Here is an 18,527-nt window from a genome sequence, read left to right as displayed (position 1 = left end):
CGGATGCGTCATGTCAGGGCCTCCGCCAGGTGCGGCCGTCGCGCGCGAGCATCGCCTCGGCCGACGCCGGGCCCCAGGTGCCGGACTCGTAGGGTTCGGGCCGGCCCTCCTTCTCCCAGTGCTCGATCACGGGGTCGAGCAGCTTCCAGGACAGCTCGACCTCCTCGTGCCGCGGGAACAGCGGGGGGTCGCCCAGCAGGACGTCGAGGATCAGCCGCTCGTAAGCCTCGGCGCTGGCCTCGGTGAACGAGCCGCCGTAGGCGAAGTCCATGTTGACGTCGCGGATCTCCATCGCGGTGCCGGGCACCTTGGAGCCGAACCGCATGGTCATCCCCTCATCGGGCTGCACCCGGATGACCAGCGCGTTCTGCGTGAGGTCCTCGGTGGCTGTCTGGGTGAACGGCAGGTGCGGGGCGCGCTTGAAGACGACCGCGACCTCGGTGACGCGGCGACCGAGCCGCTTGCCGGTGCGCAGGTAGAACGGCACGCCGGCCCAGCGCCGGGTCTCGACGTGCACGGTGATCGCCGCGAACGTCTCGGTGGCCGAGTCCTTCGCGATGCCCTCCTCGTCGGTGAAGCCGATGACCTTCTGGCCACCGGCCCAGCCCGCCTGGTACTGCCCGCGGGCGGTCGTGGTGTCGAGACGAGGGGGGAGCTTGGCGGAGGCGAGCACCTTCTGCTTCTCCAGCCGCAGGCTCTCGGCGTCGAAGGCGACCGGCTCCTCCATCGCCACCAGGGCCATCAGCTGCAGCAGGTGGTTCTGGATCACGTCGCGCGCCGCGCCGATGCCGTCGTAGTAGCCCGCGCGGCCACCGATGCCGATGTCCTCGGCCATCGTGATCTGCACGTGGTCGACGTAGTTGGCGTTCCAGATCGGCTCGAACATGTTGTTGGCGAACCGCATCGCCAGGATGTTCTGCACCGTCTCCTTGCCCAGGTAGTGGTCGATGCGGAACACCGACCCGGAGGGGAAGACGCCGGCGAGGGTCTCGTTGAGCTCGCGGGCGGACTCGAGGTCGTGGCCGAACGGCTTCTCCACCACCACCCGCCGCCACTGCTCGGGACCGGGGTCGGCGAGACCGTGCTCCTTGAGCTGGCCGACCACGGTGCCGAAGAACGCCGGCGGGATCGCCAGGTAGAAGGCCATGTTGCCGCCGGTGCCGCGCAGCGCGTCGAGCTCCTCGACCGTGCGGCGCAGCTGGTCGAAGGCGTCGTCGTCGTCGAAGTTGCCCGACACGAAGCGGAAGCCCTCCGACAGCTGGTTCCAGACCTCCTCGCGGAACGGCGTACGCGCGTGCTCCTTGACCGCGTCGTGGACGATCTGGGCGAAGTCCTGGTCCTCCCAGTCGCGGCGCGCGAAGCCGACGAGGCTGAACCCGGGCGGCAGCAGGCCGCGGTTGGCCAGGTCGTAGATGGCCGGCATGACCTTCTTGCGCGACAGGTCGCCCGTCACGCCGAACAGCACCATCCCGCACGGGCCGGCGATGCGCGGCAGCCGTCGGTCCTGCGGGTCGCGGAGGGGGTTGGGGGCGCTCATCGGCCTCGGTGCTCCTGGTAGTAGGCGATCAGTGACTGGGTGGAGGGGTCCTGCCGGGCGGTCACCTCGGGGTCGCCGGCCACGGCCGGGCGCAGCTCCTGCGCGAGCTGCTTGCCGAGCTCGACGCCCCACTGGTCGAAGCTGTCGATGCCCCACACGGCGCCCTGCACGAAGGTGATGTGCTCGTAGAGCGCGATCAGCTGGCCCAGCACCGCCGGGGTGAGCGCGGGCGCCATGATCGAGGTGGTGGGGCGGTTGCCCGGGAACGTGCGCGCGGAGACCAGCTCCTCGGGCACCCCCTCGGCGCGCACCTCGTCGGCGGTCCTGCCGAGGGCAAGCGCCTTGGTCTGGGCGAGGAAGTTGGCCAGCAGCAGCTCGTGCACGTCGACGTCCTCCCCGTCCACGCTGTCCACCAGCGGGTACGCCGCCCGCGCGAAGGCGATGAAGTCCGCCGGCACGAGCCGGGTGCCCTGGTGGATGAGCTGGTAGAACGCGTGCTGCCCGTTGGTGCCGGGCTCGCCCCAGAACACCTCGCCGGTGTCGTAGCCGACGGCTGCGCCGTCCCAGCGCACGCCCTTGCCGTTGGACTCCATGGTGAGCTGCTGCAGGTACGCCGGGAAGCGGTGCAGCAGCTGCGCGTAGGGGAGCACCGCGTGCGTGTGGGCGCCGAGGAAGTTGGCGTACCAGACGTTGAGCAGGCCCATCCGCAGCGGGACGTTGGCCTCGGGCGGCGCGGTGCGGAAGTGCTCGTCCATCGCGTGGAAGCCCGCCAGCATGTCGGCGAAGCTCTCGGGTCCGACGGCCACGACCAGGGACAGGCCGATCGCGGAGTCCACCGAGTAGCGCCCGCCGACCCAGTCCCAGAACCCGAAGGCGTTGTCGGGGTCGATGCCGAAGTCGGCGACCTTGTCGAGAGCCGTCGAGACGGCCACGAAGTGCTGGGCGACCGCCGCGGCCGGGTCGCTGCCCGCGGGCAGCCGGTCGAGCAGCCAGGCCTTGCACAGCCGCGCGTTCGTCAGGGTCTCCAGCGTCCCGAAGGTCTTGCTGGACACGATGAACAGCGTGGTCTCGGGATCGAGCCCGGCCAGCTTCTGCCCGGCGTCGGTCGGGTCGATGTTGCTGATGAAGCGGCAGGACAGGCCGTCTTGCCGGTAGGGCTCGAGCGCCTCGTAGGCCATGACGGGTCCGAGGTCCGAGCCACCGATGCCGACGTTGACGACGGTCTCGATGCGCTTGCCGGTGACCCCGGTCCACTCGCCCGAGCGGACGCGCTCGGCGAAGGCGTACGCCCGTCGGAGCACCTCGTGCACGTCGGCGACGACGTCCACCCCGTCGACGGTCAGCGTGGCGCCGGCGGGCAGCCGGAGGGCGGTGTGCAGCACCGCCCGGTCCTCGGTGACGTTGATGCGCTCCCCGGCGAACATCGCGTTCCGGCGCTCCATGAGCCCCACCTCGTCGGCGAGGGCGAGCAGCGCCGCCTCCACCTCGGCGTCGACGAGGTGCTTGGACAGGTCGACGTGGAGGTCGGCGGGCGTCAGCGTGTGCTCGGCCACCCACGACGGCGTCAGCGTGCTGCGCAGGTCGGGCGTGGAGCCGTCGGCGAGCTCGGTCAGGCGGCTCCACGCCCGGGTGGTCGTCGGGTCGACCGGGGGCGTGCTCATGCCCGGGCGGCCTCGAGGGACGCCGACAGGGTCGTCTGCAGCTCGTCCCAGGCGACGACGAACTTGTCGACCCCCTCCTTGAGGAGCGTCTCGATCACGTCGTCGTAGTCGATGCCCGCGTCGGCCAGCGCCTGCATGTGCGCGGCGGCGTCGTCGTAGAACGGCCGGACCCGGTCGCCGCGGACCTCGCCGTGGTCGGCGACGGCGTCGAGGGTCTTCTCGGGCATGGTGTTGACGGTGCCCTCCACGACCAGGTCGACGACGTACATCGTGTCGTCGTAGTCGGGGTTCTTCACACCCGTCGACGCCCACAGCGGCCGCTGCTTGCGAGCGCCGTCGGCCTCCAGCGCCTCCCAGCGCTCGCCGGTGAAGAACTCCTCGTACATCTTGAAGGCGAGCCGGGCGTTGGCGACACCGGCCTTGCCCCGCAGCGCGGCGTCGGTGCCGGGGCCCTCGGTCATCGCCTCGAGCCGCTTGTCGATCTCGGAGTCCACGCGGGAGACGAAGAACGAGGCGACGGAGTGGATGGTGGACAGGTCGTGACCGTTGGCGCGGGCCTGCTCGAGCCCCGCGACGTAGGCCTCCATCACGTTGCGGTACTGCTCGAGACCGAAGATCAGCGTCACGTTGACCGAGATCCCGGCGGCGAGCGTCTCGGTGATCGCCGGCCAGCCCTCCTTGGTGCCGGGGATCTTGATCATCACGTTGGGCTCGCCGACCGTCTTGTACAGCTCGGCCGCCTCCGCCACCGTCTTCTCGGTGTCGTGGGCGGAGCCGGGGGAGACCTCGATGGACACGCGTCCGTCGACGCCGTCGGTGGCGTCGAAGACGGGGCGCATGACCTTGCACGCCTCGCGCACGTCGTCGGTGGTGATGACGAGCGTGGCGCGGTCGACGTCGGCACCCTGCGCGGCGAGCTCGCGCACCTGGGGGTCGTAGCGCTCGCCGTCGGCCAGCGCCGTCTGGAAGATCGCCGGGTTGGACGTGACGCCCACGACGTTCTTGTCGCGCACCACGTCGGCGAGGTTGCCGGTCTCCAGGCGCTCGCGGGACAGGTCGTCGAGCCAGATGGACACCCCGGCGTCGGCCAGGGCCTTCAAGCGGTCGTTCATGTGGTGTCTCCTGAGGTCGGTGTGCAGGGCGGGCCGGCGGTGTGGGCCAGCCGTCAGTCGGTGAGCGTCCGCAGGCTGTCGCGGGCGGCGTTGGCCACGGCCTCGCCGGTGATGCCGAACTCCTCGTAGATGCGCGCGAAGTCGGCCGAGGCGCCGTAGTGGTCGATCGAGACGATGCGGCCGTGGTCGCCGACGTACTCGCGCCAACCCTGCTTGACGCCGGCCTCCACCGAGACCCGGGCCCTGACCGTCGGCGGCAGCACCGTCGTCTTGTAGGCGTCCTCCTGCTCCTCGAACCACTCCAGGCACGGCATCGACACGACGCGGGCCCGGATGCCGTCCGCAGCCAGAAGCTCGCGGGCGGCGACGGCGACCTGCACCTCGGAGCCGGTGCCCATCAAGATGACGTCGGGGTCCCCGCCGTCGACGTCGAGGAGCACGTACGCGCCGCGGTGCACCTCGGAGGTGTCGCTGAACCCCTGCTCGCCGCGCGGGAAGACCGGCACGTTCTGACGGGTCAGGGCGATGCCGGCCGGGTGGTCGGTGCGCTGGAGGATCGCGTGCCAGGCCGCCGCCGTCTCGTTGGCGTCCGCCGGGCGTACGACGTCGAGGCCCGGGATGGCGCGCAACGCGGCGAGGTGCTCGACCGGCTGGTGAGTCGGGCCGTCCTCACCGAGGCCGATGGAGTCGTGGGTCCACACGTAGGTGACCGGCAGCCCCATCAGCGCGGCGAGGCGGACCGAGCCGCGCATGTAGTCGCTGAAGGTGAGGAACGTGCCGCCGAAGACGCGGGTCCCGCCGTGCAGCGCGATGCCGTTGAGGATGCCGCCCATGCCGTGCTCGCGGATGCCGAAGTGCAGCACCCGGCCGGCGAGCGGGTCGCCGGTCCACTGGTCGGTGGAGCGGCTCTCGGGGATGAAGGACGGCGCGCCCTCGATGGTCGTGTTGTTGGACTCGGCCAGGTCGGCCGAGCCGCCCCACAGCTCCGGCATGACGGCGGCCACGGCGTTGATGACCTGTCCGGAGGCCTTGCGGGTCGCGACGCCCTTCTCGTCGGCCTCGAACCTCGGGAGCGCGTCGGCGAGGCCGTCGGGCAGGGCCCGGGTCTGCATGCGGGTGAAGACCTCCAGCACCTCGGCCGGCGCGGACGCCTGCCAGGCGTCGAACCGCTCCTGCCACGCGGCCTGCGCCTGCTTGCCGCGCTCCACCAGGGAGCGGGTGCGCGCGAGCACCTCGTCGGGGACCTCGAAGTGCTTCTCCGGGTCGAACCCGAGGATCTGCTTGGTGACCGCGACCTCCTCGGCACCCAGCGCCGAGCCGTGGGACTTGCCGGTGCCCTGGGCGTTGGGGGCCGGCCACGCGATCAGGGTGCGCAGGACGATCAGGCTCGGTCGGTCGCGCACCTCCTCGGCGGTACGGACCGCGTCGTAGAGCGCCGGGACGTCCTCGACGTAGTCGGTGCCGTCGTTGGTCCAGTCGACGGTCTGGACGTGCCAGCCGTACGCCTCGTAGCGCGCGCCCACGTCCTCGGTGAAGGCGACGTCGGTGTCGCCCTCGATGGAGATCCGGTTGGCGTCGTAGATCATCGTGAGGTTGCCGAGCTGCTGGGTGCCCGCGATCGAGGAGGCCTCCGCGCTCACGCCCTCCTCGAGGTCACCGTCGGAGCAGATCGCGTAGACGTGGTGGGTGAACGGCGACTCCTCTTCCGGCGTCGAGGGGTCGAGCATGCCGCGCTCGCGCCGGGCGGCCATCGCCATGCCGACCGCGTTGGCGACGCCCTGGCCCAGCGGACCGGTGGTCGTCTCGACCCCCGCGGTGTGGCCGTGCTCGGGGTGGCCCGGCGTCTTGCTGCCCCAGGTCCGCAGCGAGCGGAGGTCGTCGACCTCGAGGCCGAACCCGCCCAGGAACAGCTGCGTGTAGAGGGTGATCGAGCTGTGGCCGCAGGAGAGGACGAAGCGGTCGCGTCCGGTCCAGTGCGGGTCGGCGGGGTTGTGCCGCATCACCTTCTGGAACAACAGGTAGGCCGCCGGCGCCAGGCTCATGGCCGTGCCCGGGTGGCCGTTGCCGACCTTCTGCACCGCATCCATCGCCAGGACCCGGGCGGTGTCCACCGCGCGCTGGTCGACGTCGTCCCACTCAAGGGCGGGGGGCAGGGCGGACTTCTCGGTCAACGCAGTTCCTCTCGATGGGGTGCAGCCATGGGTGCAGCCAGGATCACAGGCCCGTGGGGCCGGTGGAGGAGGCCTCGACTGCGAGCCTACCGACGCGGCCGAGTAGACTCGACCCCGCCCGAGGGTCGCTGCGTACGCCGTCGAACTCCCTCGTCCACGTCCTCCGGTTCCCACCGGCGCGCGTGCCATCCGTCCCCGTCCCCGAGGTTCCACCGTGTCCCACGCCGGCCCGCACGCTGCTGCGTCCGACCGGCAGCCGACCCCCGGCGAGCCCGAGACCCCGGCCGGGTCGGAGGAGAGCACGTGGCGCGACGTGGTCGCGGCCTATGTGGGACTCACCAAGCCGCGGGTCATCGAGCTGCTGCTGCTGACGACGGTCCCGGTGATGTTCTTCGCCGAGCGAGGCATCCCGGAACTGGGCCGGGTCGCCGCGACGGTGGTCGGCGGCGCGCTGTCGGCCGGCTCCGCGTCGGCCTACAACTGCGTCTACGACCGCGACATCGACGAGCAGATGCGACGTACGCGTCGCCGCGCCCTGCCGCGTCACATCGTCTCGCCGGTCTCGGCGCTCGTGTTCGCGACCGTCCTCGCGGTCTTGTCGACGGTGGTCCTGGCGCTGTGGGTGAACTGGCTCTCGGCGGTCCTGTCGGTGCTGGCCAACGCGTTCTACGTGCTCGTCTACACCATGCTGCTCAAGCGGCGCACCACCCAGAACATCGTCTGGGGTGGCCTGGCCGGCTGCTTCCCCGCCCTGATCGGCTGGACCGCGGTCACGGGTGAGCTGGCGTGGACGCCGGTGGTGCTCTTCCTCGTGGTGTTCTTCTGGACGCCCCCGCACACCTGGGCGCTGGCCCTGCGCTACCGCGAGGACTACCGCAACGTCGACGTGCCGATGCTGCCGGTGGTCAAGCCGGCCGCGGAGGTCGGCCGACAGGTCGTCGCCTACAGCTGGGTGATGGTCGCGACGTCGCTGCTCCTGTGGCCGGTGGCCGGGACCAGCCTGGTCTACCCGGTCGCGGCCGCCGCCCTCGGTGTGGTCTTCCTGGTGGAGGCCCACCGCATGTGGCGGCGGGCCAGGGGCTCCGACGCTCTGGCCGACATCAACCCGATGCGGCTGTTCCATGCGTCGAATCTTTACCTGTCCCTCCTTTTCGTCGCAGTTGCGCTCGACCCCTTGCTCGGCCGCTAGCGCATCTGCCGGAAAGTCTCCGGAGAATGAGAGATTCCAGAGGGGATCTTGAGGTTCCCTCCCGTGTCCGGCCCTCCGAACCCGCGTTGAATCGAGCGGAGGGGGCGGCGTTGGGCTGACCCCAGAAGAGCATGGGGAGCAGGAGCAATGGGTGCAGCACCAGGCGTGGGACTGGACGAGCGACGAGACGGTGGGGTCGCAAGACGCCGACCGTCCGTCCGAGCGGTGTCGAGGGTGGTGACGCTCGTCCTGGCGGTGGGGTTCGCCGTCGTCGGCGTCGCCGGGGCCGCCAGCGCCCACCACAACACCATCACCGGGACGGTGACGTGCAAGACCGGTGGTGGCTGGGCCGTCACCTGGCGGGTGACCAACAGCGAGCGGATCACCGAGACGATCACGGCGTCTAGCCGACCCGCGGTGGTGCCGGTCGGCACGCAGCTCACCGCGCGGCAGACGCGCACCTTCACCGAGACCGTGACCACCAAGCCGACCTCGGCGCTCGAGCTGGTCCTGTCGGGTCGGTGGGCCAACGGCAACAGGGCCACCAACAAGGGCAGCATCCCCGTGGCGGACTTCACCGACGACTGCGTGGTGACCACGGTCGCGCCGCCGACCGTGCCGGTCGTCGACGACTGCGGCCCCGGCAACGCGCACTTCGGCACCGTGCCGAGCGGCCCGTGGACCTCGACGACCAACTCGGACGGGAGCCTGACCGTCACCGCCAACCCGGGCCACCAGTTCACCAACGGCCAGACGAGCGTGACCTATCCGGCGCCCGTCGACAGCAACCAGCCGTGCCCGACGCCGCCCGTCGAGCCCCCGCCCGTGCAGCCCCCGGTCGTCACGCCCCCGGTCGTCCAGACGCCTCCCGTGGTGCAGACGCCCGAGGTGCTGCCCGCGCAGGCACAGGTCGTGCGGGCCCAGGCGCGCAAGATCGACAAGTGCGGCACCCGCAGCGACCTGTTCAAGGTCGCCAAGCGCTCCGGCGTGGTCTACACGTCGCGGGGCAAGGTGCTCGAGCAGGGGGTCTGGCTCAAGGCCCGGCACCGCTCGGTGACCGTTCGCGCCGAGGCGGCCGACGCCGGCTACGCGCTGCGGGGCAAGCAGGTCTGGCGGATGACCTTCAGCACCCGGCCGTGCGCCAAGGCCCCCGAGGTCGCGCCCGACACCGGCAGCTGATGCCGCGCACCGCTCTCGCCCGCCTCGCCGTGCTCGTCACGGTGTGCGCGACGGGGCTCGTCGGTCAGGGTGCGGCGCACGCCGCCCCTGACCGGCTCCGGATCGCCAGGACGGGCACCGACGCCGTCGTGATCAAGGTCCCGGCCCGCAACGACACACTGGCGGTGGGCGGCCAGCTGCGTGGCGCCGTCTACACGTGGTCGCAGGGCGACCCGCCGTGCGACCCGACCGGCAGCACCCTCTACGCCGGGCACGCGTGGCGCGCGGGCAACGGGGTCGCCGACCGGTGGGGTCAGCTGCGGCGCGGTGACCTCGTGCGGGTCGGCGGCTGCCGGTTCGAGGTCACGCGCCGGGAGTTCTGGCCCGCGCGGCGGCCGATGGGTTCGCTGTACTCGGTCGCCGGCCCGGCGCGCATCGTGCTCGTGGCGTGCAAGGCAGACGACTACTCCAAGCGCACGGTGGTGTTCGCGCGCAAGGTCGCGGGTTAGGCTCGCAGTCACACAAGCCTGGGAGGGCTCAGGTCAGGCGGGTCGCAGCGTGGGGCTGCGGCTCGCCGCCGGGGCTCGCCTCGCGGTCCGCCCGGTGAGGCAGCACCGCCAGCGCGATCCGTGCCAACCCGGCCGCGAGCAGGGCGGCTCCGAGCATGTGCAGCGCCACCAGTCCGACCGGCAGGTCCAAGGCGTACTGCACCCAGCCGAGGACGCCCTGCAGCAGCTCGATGAGCAGGACCAGACCGGTCACCCGCGACAGCCACCCGAGGCCGACGCGTCGTGCCACCACGAGCAGCGCGACGGTGAGCGCGACCAGCACGTAGACCGAGACCGCGTGTACCTGGGAGACCGCTGCCGGGTCGAGGCCGTTGCGCGGGGACTCGGTGTCGCCGGCGTGCGGCCCGGCGCCCGTGACCACCGTGCCGAGGTAGAGGACCACCCACCCGGCCAGGAGCGTCGCCCACGCCAGCGCGCGAGGCAGCGGCGGCGCGGGTCCGCGCTCGGGGCTGCGCAGCTCGTCGACGAGCGCGACGCACACCATGATGATCGCCATCGACAGCAGGAAGTGCCCCGCGACGATCCACGGGTTCAGGTCCGTGAGCACGGTGATGCCGCCGATGACCGCCTGCAGCGGGATGCCGAGGCCGATCACGAGCGACAGTCGCGTCGCCCGGCGGTGCCGCGCGCCGAGCGCGGCGAGGAAGCACAGGACGGCGACCGCGGACAGCACGAACGTCAGCAGCCGGTTGCCGAACTCGATGGCGCCGTGCATGCCGAGCTCGCCGTGCGCGACGTACGACGCGTCGGTGCAGCGCGGCCACGTCGGGCAGCCGAGCCCGGAGCCGGTCAGCCGAACGGCGGCGCCCGTGACCACGATGCCGATGTTCGCGACGAGGTTGGCCACCGCGAGCGGCCAGAGGTAGCGCGCCAGTCGGTCGAGCAGGGTCCGCATCATTCCCACCTGAAGGTTCGAGCCGTGAGTGCCGTGCCGATCGCGGCCCAGGCAGCGAGCACGAGCAGCGAGCGACCGTCGACGACGGCGTCCACGAGCGCCGACCGCATGGCCTCGCCCAGCGCCCCCGACGGTAGCCACTGGATCAACGCGGACGCGGTGCCGTAGGTGTCCGTCGGCAGCACGACCCCGCCGCCGGCCATGAGCAGCAGGTAGACGAGGTTGGCGAGCGCCAGCGTGGCCTCTGCCCTCAGCGCTCCGGCGACGAACAGACCCAGCGCGGCGAAGGCCGCCGTACCGAGACCGACCGCGAGCACGGCCCCTACGAGCGACCGGAGCGGGTGGGCGAGGGTCGGCTCCCAGCCGAGCGCCAACCCGACGACCACCAGCACGACGAGCTGCAGCGCGACGACGTTGAGCAGTGCCAGGATCTTGCCGAGCAGCAGGCCGTGGCGCGGTAGCGGGGACGAGCCGAGCAGCTTGATGACGCCGTAGCGACGCTCGAACCCCGTGGCGATCGCGACGGAGGTGAAGGCCGTCGACATCACCGCCAGCGCCAGCACCCCGGGCGTGAGCACGTCGACGGCACGGTGGCCGTCGAGGTCGAGCCCGATCCGTCCCGCGGCGGCCACGCCGCCGACCAGCACGATCACGGGGATCACGATGGCGAGCAGCAGCTGCTCACCGTTGCGCAGCATCAGCCGCGCCTCCATGCGCGACTGGGCGAGCACCATCCGCGCGAGTGGCGCCGCCCCGGGTGCGGGGGTGAACGTGCGAGGTCCGGAGGCGCTCACGAGGCCAGCTCCCGTCCGGTGAGCTCGAGGAACACGTCCTCGAGGGTGCGCCGGCCGAGGTTGAGCGTCTGCGGCACCACGTCGTGCGCCTCGCACCACCGCGACACCCGGCCGAGGGTGGTGGAGTCGGCCGGGCCGTGCACCAGCATGCTGACCTCGTCGAGCTGGCGGACCTCCGCGCCGGCGCCCAGCTCGGCACGCAGGGACTCCGGCGCACCGTCGGGGAAGGGTCGGTTGACCACGAGCCGGATGGTGGCCGAGCGACCCTCCCGGGTCAGCTCCGCCGGCGTACCGCTGACGATGACGGTGCCGCGGTCGAGGATGTGGATGCGGTCGGCGAGGTGCTCGGCCTCCTCCATGTGGTGGGTGGTCAGCACGACGGTCGCGCCGTCGCGGCGGACCTCCTCGAGCAGCTCCCAGGTCGTGCGCCGCGCCTGCGGGTCCATCCCCGCGGTGGGCTCGTCGACGAAGACCAGCTCGGGACGGCCCACCAGGGCGATGGCCAGACCCAGCCGCTGCTGCTGGCCGCCGGAGAGCCGCCGGTAAGGGGTGTGTCCACAGTCGCCCAGCCCCAGCCGCTCGCTGAGCATCGCGGTGTCGAGCGGATGTGCGTGCAGCGACGCCATGTGCTCGAGCATCTCGTGCGCCCGTACGCCGCTCCAGGCGCCACCGGACTGCAGCATCACCCCGATGCGGGGGAGCAGGGCGCTCCGCTCGCGCTGCGGGTCGAGGCCCAGCACCCGGACCGTGCCGCGCTGCGGCACGCGGTAGCCCTCGCAGGTCTCCAGCGTGGTGGTCTTGCCGGCGCCGTTGGGGCCGAGGACCGCCGTGATCGAGCCGCGGGCCACCTCGAGCGACAGGTCGTCGACGGCGACCTTGTCGCCGTAGGCCATCACCAGGCCGTCGATCTCGACGGCGGGGGAGGCGGCTGGCACGCGGCGAAGTCTAGGTCCGTTAATGCAGAGGCGCGGTGTCGGTCCCCGCCGTTAGCGTGGAAGCCATGACGCGTCCAGCGATCGAGGCCGAGGGCCTCGTCAAGCACTTCGGCGACACGGTGGCCGTCGACGGGGTCTCCTTCGTCGTCCCCGAGGGCTCCGTGCTGGGGCTGCTCGGGCCCAACGGTGCCGGCAAGACCACGACGGTCCGCATGATGACCACCTTGACCCGACCCACCTCCGGCACCGGACGGGTGGCCGGTCACGACATCCTGGCCGACCCGGCGGCGGTGCGCCGCAGCATGGGCCTGACGGGCCAGGCCGCGACGGTGGACGAGCTGCTGACCGGCCGGGAGAACCTCCGGCTCATCGGCAGCCTCTACGGCCTCGACGCGCGCTACATCAAGCGGGCGAGCGACGAGCTGCTCGAGCGCTTCTCGCTCGCCGAGGCGGGCGATCGCATCGCCAAGACCTACTCCGGCGGCATGCGCCGGCGACTCGACCTCGCGGTCAGCCTCATCGCGACGCCCCCGGTGCTGTTCCTCGACGAGCCGACGACCGGACTCGACCCCCGTTCGCGCGTCGAGCTGTGGGAGGTGCTGCGCGAGCTGGTCTCCGACGGCACCACGCTGCTGCTCACCACGCAATACCTCGAGGAGGCCGACCAGCTGGCCGACAACATCGTGGTCATCGACCGCGGCACCGTCATCGCCGAGGGCACGCCGCTGCAGCTCAAGGACCGCTCCGGGGCGGCGGCGCTCGTGGTGACGGTCTCCAACGGCCCCGACCTCGCCGCTGCCGAGGCGCTCCTGCGACCCCACGTGCGCGAGGTCCACGTCGACGTCGGAGCCCGCCAGCTGACGGCCCCCGCTGAGGGGCTGGGGCACATGACCCGCGTGGCGGGCATCTTCGACGAGAGCGGCATCGTGCTCGACGACATCGGGCTCAAGCGTCCCAGCCTGGACGACGTGTTCCTCCACCTCACCGGCCACCGCGCCGAGCAGCGCCCCGACGACACCGGCGACGAGACGACGGCGGACTCCGCCGAGGAGATGGCCCGATGAGCACCCTCGAACGACCCGAGATCCGGCCGACCGGCCTGCTGACCCAGGCCTGGGCCATCGCCCGGCGCAACTTCCTGCACATCCGCCGCATGCCCGAGATGCTCATGGACGTGACCATCCAGCCGGTCATGTTCGTGCTGCTCTTCGCCTACGTGTTCGGCTCCTCGATCGACGTGGCCACGCCCTCGGGCTACCGCGCGTTCCTGCTCGCCGGGATCATGGCGCAGACCGTCGCGTTCGCGTCCTTCATCGTCGCTGTGGGCCTGACCGCCGACCTCGAGAAGGGCATCGTCGACCGGATGCGGTCGCTGCCCATCAACCCCGCGGCGGTGCTGGTCGGGCGCAGCATCTCCAGCCTGGCGCACTCCTCGATCGGCCTGGTGGTGATGTCGCTGACCGGCCTGGTCATCGGGTGGCGCATCCACACCAACCTGTTCGAGGCCGCTCTGGGCTACCTGCTGCTCCTCGGCTGGGGCTTCGCGATGATCTGGGTGGGCATCTGGGTCGGCTCGGCGATGCGCTCGGTGGAGGCGGTCAACGGCGTGATGTTCGCGACGATGTTCCCCATCACGTTCCTGGCCAACACCTTCGCGCCGACCGACCGGATGCCGACCTTCCTGCGGGTCATCGCCGAGTGGAACCCCATCTCCGCCCTCACCCAGGCCGTGCGCGAGCTGTGGGGCAACGACCAGCCGCTCGCCGACGGGGCGGCCCTGCCGATGCACCACCCGATCCCGTTCACCATCGGCTGGATCGTGCTCATCACCGCCGTCGTGGCGCCGCTGGCGATCCGCACGTTCCGCAGTCGCACCGCCGACTGATGTCGGGGAGGTCGCGGTCCGTCAGCCCGTGGCCCGCGTCACTTAGGCGACCCTTGCTTGAGAGCGCCCAGCAATAACGTCACACTTGCGTTGTGGAATTCACCAGGACGGCGCCAGCCCCGGACCGGGACGCGCCCACGCGCGACCGCGTGGCCCGCGCGATCTTGGAGAACGGCCCGTCCAGCGCCGCCGACCTGGCCCGCCGGCTGCAGCTGACGCCCGCTGCCGTGCGTCGGCACCTCGACCACCTGGCGGTCGAGGGCGTCGTGGAGTCGCGCGAGCCGAAGGTCTACGGAGCCCGCGGTCGCGGTCGCCCGGCCAAGGTTTTCGCCCTGACCCAGGCGGGGCGCGACAGCTTCGACCAGCAGTACGACGACCTCGCGGTCCAGGCGATGCGGTTCCTCGCCGAGACCCAGGGGGAGGACGCCGTCGTGGAGTTCGCCCGGCGCCGCGTCGCGTTCGTGGGGCGTGACTACGCCGCCGTGGCGGCCGCCGATCCCAGCCTGACGCCCGCCGAGGCGCTGGCCCGGGTCTTCACGCAGAACGGCTACGCCGCCTCGGTGCGCGGCCTGCCCGTCGTGGGGGAGCAGCTGTGCCAGCAGCACTGCCCGGTCTCCCACGTCGCCGCCGAGTTCCCCCAGCTGTGCGAGGCCGAGACGGAGGCGATCGCCTCCGTGCTCGGCAGGCACGTCCAACGGCTGGCGACCATCGCCCACGGCGACGGCGTCTGCACCACGTGCATCCCCCAGACCCTTCCGACCACCCAGACGGACCCGCAGCAGGACCCTCAGAAGGAGCAGTCATGACCCAGAACCTGAGCATCGAAGACCTCAACCCCGAGCTCAAGGGCATCGGTCGCTACGAGTTCGGTTGGGCCGACAAGGACGACGCCGGCGCCACTGCGACGCGTGGCCTCAACGAGGACGTCGTGCGCGACATCTCCCACAAGAAGTCCGAGCCGCAGTGGATGCTCGACCTGCGCCTCAAGGGCCTGAAGCTGTTCCACCGCAAGCCCATGCCGACCTGGGGCTCGGACCTGTCGACGATCGACTTCGACAACATCAAGTACTTCGTGCGGTCCAGCGAGAAGCAGGCGACCTCGTGGGAGGAGCTGCCCGAGGACATCAAGAACACCTACGACAAGCTCGGCATCCCCGAGGCGGAGAAGCAGCGCCTGGTCGCGGGCGTCGCCGCGCAGTACGAGTCCGAGGTCGTCTACCACTCGATCCGCGAGGACCTCGAGGAGAAGGGCGTCATCTTCGTCGACACCGACACCGCGCTGAAGGAGCACGAGGAGCTCTTCAAGGAGTACTTCGGCACCGTCATCCCGGTCGGCGACAACAAGTTCGCCGCGCTCAACACCTCGGTGTGGTCCGGTGGCTCGTTCATCTACGTCCCCAAGGGCGTCCACGTCGACATCCCGCTCCAGGCCTACTTCCGGATCAACACCGAGAACATGGGCCAGTTCGAGCGGACGCTGATCATCGCCGACGAGGACTCCTACGTGCACTACGTCGAGGGCTGCACCGCCCCGATCTACTCCTCGGACTCCCTGCACTCCGCGGTCGTCGAGATCGTCGTGAAGAAGGGCGCCCGCGTGCGCTACACGACCATCCAGAACTGGTCGAACAACGTCTACAACCTCGTCACCAAGCGCGCCACGTGCGAGGCCGGCGCGACCATGGAGTGGGTCGACGGCAACATCGGGTCCAAGGTGACGATGAAGTACCCCGCCGTCTACCTGATGGGCGAGCACGCCAAGGGCGAGACGCTGTCCATCGCCTTCGCCGGCGAGGGCCAGCACCAGGACGCCGGCGCCAAGATGGTGCACGCCGCACCGCACACGTCGAGCTCCATCCTGAGCAAGTCGGTGGCCCGCGGCGGTGGCCGGACGTCGTACCGCGGCCTGATCCAGGTCAACGAGGGCGCGCACGGGTCGAAGTCCAACGTGCTGTGCGACGCCCTCCTGGTCGACCAGATCAGCCGCAGCGACACCTACCCCTACGTCGACATCCGCGAGGACGACGTGTCGATGGGCCACGAGGCGAGCGTCTCGAAGGTCTCCGACGACCAGCTCTTCTACCTCATGTCACGCGGCATGGAGCAGGACGAGGCGATGGCGATGATCGTGCGCGGATTCGTCGAGCCCATTGCCAAGGAGCTGCCGATGGAGTACGCCCTCGAGCTCAACCGCCTCATCGAGCTGCAGATGGAGGGCGCGGTCGGCTGACTGATCCCGGCCGAGCGGCCGGGACGACAGTACGAAGCTCCTCGAGTACAAGGAAAGTAGACAGTTGACCATCACCGATTCCGTCCGCTCCGCGCTAGAGCAGGCACCCGCGCTCGACAAGGTCGAGAGCCACCTCCACCCGACCGGCTCGTTCGACGTGGCCGACCACACCGTGCCGACCGGGCGCGAGGAGATCTGGCGCTTCACGCCGCTCAAGCGGCTGCGCGGGCTGCACGCCGACGCGGAGTTCATGCCCTCGGCGACCTCGTGCACCTGGAACACCCCCGAGGGCGTTCGCATCGAGGGTGTCTCGGGTGACGAGGCGCGTGCCCTGCGCGGCATCTCGGGCCTCGTCCCCAACACCCGGTGGGCGGCCCGCGTGCTCGCCGAGGTGCCGGCCAGCCTGCTGGTCGACGTGCCGGCCGACACCGAGGTGGCCGAGCCGATCGTCGTCGACCTCGACGGCAAGGACGTCACGGTCACCGAGGCGGGCCACGTGGCCCTGCGCTTCGGCCGCCACAGCCGTGCCGTGGTGGTGCTCAACCACACCGGCTCCTCGTCGGTCGCCGCGGTCGTCGAGGTCGTCGTCGGCGACGGTGCGGACGTCACGGTCGTGTCCATCCAGGACTGGGCCGACGACGCCGTCCACTTGGCGCACCACCAGGCCCGCGTGGGCCGCGACGCGACGTACCGGCACGCGGCGATCTCCTTCGGCGGCGACCTGGTCCGGATGGACGCCAACGTGACCTACGACGGCCCCGGCGGCTCCGCGGAGCTGCTCGGCCTCTACTTCGCCGACGCCGGCCAGCACATCGAGCACCGGATCTTCGCCGACCACACGGCGCCGCGCACCAAGTCCAACGCGATCTACAAGGGCGCGCTGCAGGGCGAGAAGGCGCACACCGTGTGGGTGGGCAACGTGCTGATCCGCAAGGTGGCGGAGGGCATCGAGACTTACGAGGAGAACCGCAACCTGGTCCTCACCGACGGCTGCCAGGCCGACTCCATCCCCAACCTCGAAATCGAGACCGGCGAGATCGAGGGCGCCGGGCACGCCTCGGCGACCGCTCGCTTCGACGACAACCAGCTGTTCTACCTCCAGTCGCGCGGCGTGTCCGAGCAGGAGGCGCAGCGGCTGGTGGTGCACGGGTTCTTCAATGACCTGATCCGCAAGGTCGGGGTCCCCTCGATCGAGGAGCGGCTGCTGAGCACCGTCGAGGCCGAGCTGGCCAAGAACGTCCTCAAGGACACGACGTCCGGGGCGGGTGCCTGATGGCCTTCGAGCGCGCCTGCTCCCTCGACGAGCTCATGGCGGACCAGGGCCTCGCGGTGACCCTCGGCGACCTCGAGGTCGTCGTGGCCCGCGACGGCGACGAGGTGTTCGCGCTGCAGAACGAGTGCAGCCACGCCGCGGTGGCCCTGAGCGAGGGCGAGGTCGCCTCCTGCCAGATCGAGTGCTGGTTGCACGGGTCCATGTTCGACCTGCGCACCGGCAAGCCCACGAACCTCCCGGCGACCGAGCCGGTCGCCACCTTCCCCGTCGACGTGCGCGGCACCGACGTCTACGTCGACACCGAGACCACCCTGAACGGAGTCACCCCCGCATGAGCAAGCTCGTCATCACCGACCTGCACGTCACCGTCGACACCGAGGACGGCCCCAAGGAGATCCTCAAGGGCGTCGACCTCACCATCAACGACGGCGAGACGCACGCCATCATGGGCCCCAACGGCTCCGGCAAGTCAACGCTCGCGTACTCGATCGCCGGCCACCCGAAGTACACGATCACCGGCGGCTCGGTGACCCTCGACGGGCAGGACGTGCTGTCGCTCTCGGTCGACGAGCGGGCCCGTGCCGGGCTCTTCCTCGCCATGCAGTACCCCGTCGAGGTGCCCGGCGTCTCGGTGGCCAACTTCCTTCGGACCGCCAAGACCGCGATCGACGGTGAGGCGCCCAAGCTGCGCACGTGGGTCAAGGACGTCAACGGCGCGCTCGAGCGGCTCAACCTCGACGCGACCTTCTCCTCGCGCTCGGTCAACGAGAACTTCTCCGGTGGTGAGAAGAAGCGCCACGAGATCGCCCAGCTCGAGCTGCTCGACCCCAAGGTCGCGGTGCTCGACGAGACCGACTCCGGCCTCGACATCGACGCGCTCAAGGTCGTCTCCGAGGGCGTGAACCGGTTCCGCCGGCGCGAGGGCAAGGGCGTGCTGCTGATCACGCACTACACCCGCATCCTGCGCTACATCGAGCCCGACCACGTGCACGTGTTCGTCGACGGCAAGGTCGCCGAGTCCGGCGGCAAGGAACTCGCCGACGAGCTGGAGGCCAACGGCTACGACAAGTACCTCAAGGCCGCGACGGCCTGACCACCCCCACCTGCCGCACCGGAAG

At 70.9% G+C, this 18,527-nt stretch carries 17 protein-coding genes; 10 read left to right on the top strand and 7 right to left on the bottom strand.

All coding sequences use genetic code 11. The features are described 5' to 3' along the window. Positions 1–13: 13 nt before the first annotated feature. From zwf to tkt, 4 genes are read right to left on the bottom strand one after another with little or no spacing between them, the layout of a single operon-like run. Positions 14–1,537 carry a glucose-6-phosphate dehydrogenase gene (gene zwf, locus J3P41_RS00620; RefSeq protein WP_210443286.1) on the bottom strand — a complete coding sequence of 508 codons (1,524 nt, stop codon included), beginning with the start codon at positions 1,535–1,537 and terminating at the stop codon, positions 14–16. Further along, positions 1,534–3,198 carry a glucose-6-phosphate isomerase gene (gene pgi / locus J3P41_RS00615; RefSeq protein ID WP_210443285.1) on the bottom strand — a complete coding sequence of 555 codons (1,665 nt, stop codon included), beginning with the start codon at positions 3,196–3,198 and terminating at the stop codon, positions 1,534–1,536. The genes zwf and pgi overlap by 4 nt, the downstream gene beginning before the upstream one ends. Then, positions 3,195–4,310, bottom strand: a complete 1,116-nt coding sequence (gene tal / locus J3P41_RS00610) for a transaldolase (RefSeq protein WP_210443284.1) — start codon at positions 4,308–4,310, stop codon at positions 3,195–3,197. The genes pgi and tal overlap by 4 nt, the downstream gene beginning before the upstream one ends. A gap of 53 nt (positions 4,311–4,363) precedes the next feature. Next, positions 4,364–6,481 carry a transketolase gene (gene tkt / locus J3P41_RS00605; protein WP_282594791.1) on the bottom strand — a complete coding sequence of 706 codons (2,118 nt, stop codon included), beginning with the start codon at positions 6,479–6,481 and terminating at the stop codon, positions 4,364–4,366. A 214-nt stretch (positions 6,482–6,695) separates the two neighbouring features. Between tkt and J3P41_RS00600 the strand changes: the two genes are divergently transcribed. The 3 genes from J3P41_RS00600 (at position 6,696) to J3P41_RS00590 (ending at position 9,337) form a co-directional block, all read left to right on the top strand. Further along, positions 6,696–7,670 (top strand): heme o synthase, encoded by a 975-nt coding sequence (locus J3P41_RS00600; protein WP_307861764.1) that lies wholly within the window; start codon positions 6,696–6,698, stop codon positions 7,668–7,670. A 237-nt stretch (positions 7,671–7,907) separates the two neighbouring features. Further along, a complete protein-coding gene (locus tag J3P41_RS00595; RefSeq protein ID WP_210443282.1) occupies positions 7,908–8,849 on the top strand; it encodes a hypothetical protein in 942 nt (313 codons plus the stop codon). Further along, positions 8,849–9,337: a class F sortase gene (locus J3P41_RS00590; protein ID WP_210443281.1), complete on the top strand. Its 489-nt coding sequence runs from the start codon at positions 8,849–8,851 to the stop codon at positions 9,335–9,337. The genes J3P41_RS00595 and J3P41_RS00590 overlap by 1 nt, the downstream gene beginning before the upstream one ends. Positions 9,338–9,365: 28 nt before the next feature. Here J3P41_RS00590 and J3P41_RS00585 read toward each other — a convergent pair whose 3' ends face one another. Genes J3P41_RS00585 through J3P41_RS00575 form a run of 3 tightly spaced genes read right to left on the bottom strand, consistent with a single transcriptional unit; the run spans position 9,366 to position 12,021 of the window. Beyond that, complete coding sequence (locus J3P41_RS00585; RefSeq protein WP_246861412.1) at positions 9,366–10,292, bottom strand: heme A synthase; 927 nt, start codon at positions 10,290–10,292, stop codon at positions 9,366–9,368. Next, positions 10,292–11,086 (bottom strand): ABC transporter permease, encoded by a 795-nt coding sequence (locus tag J3P41_RS00580; RefSeq protein WP_307861763.1) that lies wholly within the window; start codon positions 11,084–11,086, stop codon positions 10,292–10,294. The genes J3P41_RS00585 and J3P41_RS00580 overlap by 1 nt, the downstream gene beginning before the upstream one ends. Beyond that, complete coding sequence (locus tag J3P41_RS00575) at positions 11,083–12,021, bottom strand: ABC transporter ATP-binding protein (protein WP_307861762.1); 939 nt, start codon at positions 12,019–12,021, stop codon at positions 11,083–11,085. The genes J3P41_RS00580 and J3P41_RS00575 overlap by 4 nt, the downstream gene beginning before the upstream one ends. Before the next feature lie 65 nt (positions 12,022–12,086). On the opposite strand from J3P41_RS00575, the gene J3P41_RS00570 reads away from it, so the two are divergent. The 7 genes from J3P41_RS00570 to sufC all read left to right on the top strand — a co-directional run bounded on the left by J3P41_RS00570 (position 12,087) and on the right by sufC (position 18,502). Continuing rightward, positions 12,087–13,085 (top strand): ATP-binding cassette domain-containing protein, encoded by a 999-nt coding sequence (locus tag J3P41_RS00570; protein ID WP_210443279.1) that lies wholly within the window; start codon positions 12,087–12,089, stop codon positions 13,083–13,085. Continuing rightward, complete coding sequence (locus tag J3P41_RS00565; protein ID WP_210443278.1) at positions 13,082–13,906, top strand: ABC transporter permease; 825 nt, start codon at positions 13,082–13,084, stop codon at positions 13,904–13,906. The genes J3P41_RS00570 and J3P41_RS00565 overlap by 4 nt, the downstream gene beginning before the upstream one ends. 92 nt (positions 13,907–13,998) lie before the next feature. Then, on the top strand, positions 13,999–14,712 hold the full coding sequence (locus J3P41_RS00560; protein ID WP_210443277.1) for a metalloregulator ArsR/SmtB family transcription factor: 714 nt from the start codon (positions 13,999–14,001) through the stop codon (positions 14,710–14,712). Next, positions 14,709–16,136, top strand: coding sequence for a Fe-S cluster assembly protein SufB (sufB, locus tag J3P41_RS00555; protein ID WP_210443276.1), 1,428 nt, complete (start codon positions 14,709–14,711; stop codon positions 16,134–16,136). The genes J3P41_RS00560 and sufB overlap by 4 nt, the downstream gene beginning before the upstream one ends. Positions 16,137–16,200: 64 nt before the next feature. Next, positions 16,201–17,409, top strand: a complete 1,209-nt coding sequence (gene sufD, locus J3P41_RS00550) for a Fe-S cluster assembly protein SufD (RefSeq protein ID WP_210443275.1) — start codon at positions 16,201–16,203, stop codon at positions 17,407–17,409. Continuing rightward, entirely contained in the window at positions 17,409–17,744 is a 336-nt protein-coding gene (locus J3P41_RS00545) for a non-heme iron oxygenase ferredoxin subunit (RefSeq protein ID WP_210443274.1), read from the top strand. Before sufD ends, J3P41_RS00545 begins: the two co-directional genes overlap by 1 nt. After that, positions 17,741–18,502, top strand: coding sequence for a Fe-S cluster assembly ATPase SufC (sufC, locus tag J3P41_RS00540; protein ID WP_210443273.1), 762 nt, complete (start codon positions 17,741–17,743; stop codon positions 18,500–18,502). Before J3P41_RS00545 ends, sufC begins: the two co-directional genes overlap by 4 nt. Positions 18,503–18,527 lie beyond the last annotated feature (25 nt).

This window comes from Nocardioides sp. SYSU D00065 (genome assembly GCF_017916425.1).
GTDB lineage: Bacteria > Actinomycetota > Actinomycetes > Propionibacteriales > Nocardioidaceae > Nocardioides.
Note: the sequence above shows the minus strand (reverse complement) of the source record. Positions and strands in the feature narration are given on the sequence as shown.